This window comes from Vibrio sp. M260112, assembly GCF_036533775.1.
GTDB lineage: Bacteria > Pseudomonadota > Gammaproteobacteria > Enterobacterales > Vibrionaceae > Vibrio.
On the sequence record NZ_JATABH010000123.1, the window covers coordinates 1 to 2,071 of the forward strand.

Below are 2,071 nucleotides of genomic sequence, written 5' to 3' on the forward strand. Positions count from 1 at the left end.
CCTGTCTACCGTTCGATTAGGTATGGAAGTCCTCAGGCGACCAGACTACGAGATTACTACTCAACACCTCTTAGCAACGGCCATGGCTCTAGCTGAGCAGCTCTTAAAAGATGGCTATGCACTGGCGGATTTATGAGGGGATCCCTCAGGGTTAAGCGCACAAAAGCGGCTTTAGCTGAATATGATGAAAGGGAAAAAAGAAGACTGAAACAACAGGCTTCTTTGACTAAAGATAATCCTCCACAGGTAAGTAACGCGCCAATACTTAAATCAAGGCTGTTAAAAAATGAAGAGAATATGAATGCGCTAGGAAGTGGTTCATTTTCTTACCTGCGATTTGGAATGAAGAGCTTTGAGGTATTAAAAACTCAAGAAGCATTGAAAGAAGTGAATGTGTATCAGGGAAAGGTAAATGGACATTTTGGAAGTCAAACGGAGCAAGCGGTCAAAAAGTTTCAAAAAGAATACCATCCGACACATACCACGCATCAATATTATCAATTGGGTGAAGTAGACGGAGTCATCGGCAAGAACACCATTCTTGCTTTAGATGAAGCCGTTAATGAAAGTTGGAAATATCTTGATGATGCGATGGATGAAAAATGGCTAACTGTACCAAGAGGGCAGTTCACATTTGACTGTGAAGGCGATGATATTGAATCATCCCCCTATTTCACGAGGAAAGCTCATGTTCCTAAGAATGGTAGAGTGGTGATTGGTCAATCAGGTGTTACAATTGGGCGAGGTTTAGATTTAGGAAATCCACCCACAGGAGCGACGGGACAATCACCTGCTAAGTTGGACTTAAAAGCGCTATTTCAAGAGGCGGAATTAATCCCTGAATTATCGGATTGGTTACTCAGTGTCGAAGGGGTTAAAAGAGCAAGTGCCCTAGAGTCTCTTGATAGTTCAGGGTTGACTGATGATGAACTGACAATAACACGTAAACAACAACACTTAATGTTTAATGATGTTTATGATTATATGGAAGAAAAGACTCGCATCTTGCTGACTAAGCCAGATGTTAAAGCCAAATTTGGAGTGGTTGATTGGGATAACTTACCTCGTAATGTTAAGGATGTTTTAGTCGACTTGACATATCGAGGCGATAACAGCCCTAGAACAAGGGAAGGCTTTGTTCCTGCATTGGTTGATTACAATGCCCAAAGTTTTAAAGCAGTTATTTCGAATGTAAAAGCGTGGAGGAAATTTGATGTTCCACGTAGTAGGTGTATTGCAAGAAAGGAGTATCTAGAATGAAGCTTAAACGTATTTTTATGATAGGATTGGTATTGGTTTCAGCTTATACAAGTGCTTCCGAATATCGATTGTATGCTTCGGATTATTCAGTTAGAACGAAGAAAGAAAATTTTGCTGCCTATGTTTTGAAAGATAATCCATGTATCACTGTATATGAATTTAAAACAGGGAAATCAGTCCAATATTGTGAATTAGGAAATAAAGAGAAAAAGGCAAACTCTGTGCATGGTGATGTATCATTAACCAACTTACAGCGAGACTATCCTACTGCTTATGTCATGGATTTAAGTATGTGGAGTGGTGACGTAACATTTACAGTAGCGACTCCTTGGTCAGATCTATCATGTACCATCGATGTTCAAACTCAGGCAGTGAGTTGTGAGTAGTCAGAATTAGCTATCTTACTTTAATTTTCTAACTCGCTATTACCCGAAACCTATGTGTCTGATTTGGTTAATTTTTAATATCTGAAATTTGAATACGTAATGAGTGTTCAAAATCCATTATGTCTTTGGGTTGATTTTAATAGGATGGAAGGGATGAAAAATATTTATAAGAGCATGTTTTGTTGCCTGCTTGCTTTTTCAAATATAGCTCTTGCTAGCAATAAGCTCCCTAATAGTTTAGAAATTAGAGAGTTAAAGAAAAATTATGACAATAGAACGGCGTTGTTGATCAAATCAGCTTGAAGATCAACGACGCCATATATGACTAGCCGTTAGCTTCTAACAGGCATACCTAGTCCTATGACTTTGTTCATTGCTTTGACATTTGCCAGTGCCTCACCAACTTGAGCGTTATAACATCTCAA

At 38.9% G+C, this 2,071-nt stretch carries 2 protein-coding genes and 1 pseudogene; all 3 read left to right on the forward strand.

Annotated elements, in window-relative coordinates:
• Positions 1-136, forward strand: a pseudogene (locus QTN95_RS20350) (IS4 family transposase); the annotation flags it as partial.
• Complete coding sequence (locus QTN95_RS20355; RefSeq protein ID WP_331418804.1) at positions 133-1,260, forward strand: pesticin C-terminus-like muramidase; 1,128 nt, start codon at positions 133-135, stop codon at positions 1,258-1,260. The pseudogene QTN95_RS20350 and the gene QTN95_RS20355, both read left to right, overlap by 4 nt.
• Complete coding sequence (locus tag QTN95_RS20360; RefSeq protein WP_331418805.1) at positions 1,257-1,646, forward strand: hypothetical protein; 390 nt, start codon at positions 1,257-1,259, stop codon at positions 1,644-1,646. The genes QTN95_RS20355 and QTN95_RS20360 overlap by 4 nt, the downstream gene beginning before the upstream one ends.
• Positions 1,647-2,071 lie beyond the last annotated feature (425 nt).

Excerpts from the sequence above, each read along its gene's own strand:
- QTN95_RS20355 (WP_331418804.1), top strand. The coding sequence starts at position 133 with ATGAGGGGATCCCTCAGGGTTAAGCGCACAAAAGCGGCTTTAGCTGAA.
- QTN95_RS20360 (WP_331418805.1), top strand. The coding sequence starts at position 1,257 with ATGAAGCTTAAACGTATTTTTATGATAGGATTGGTATTGGTTTCAGCT.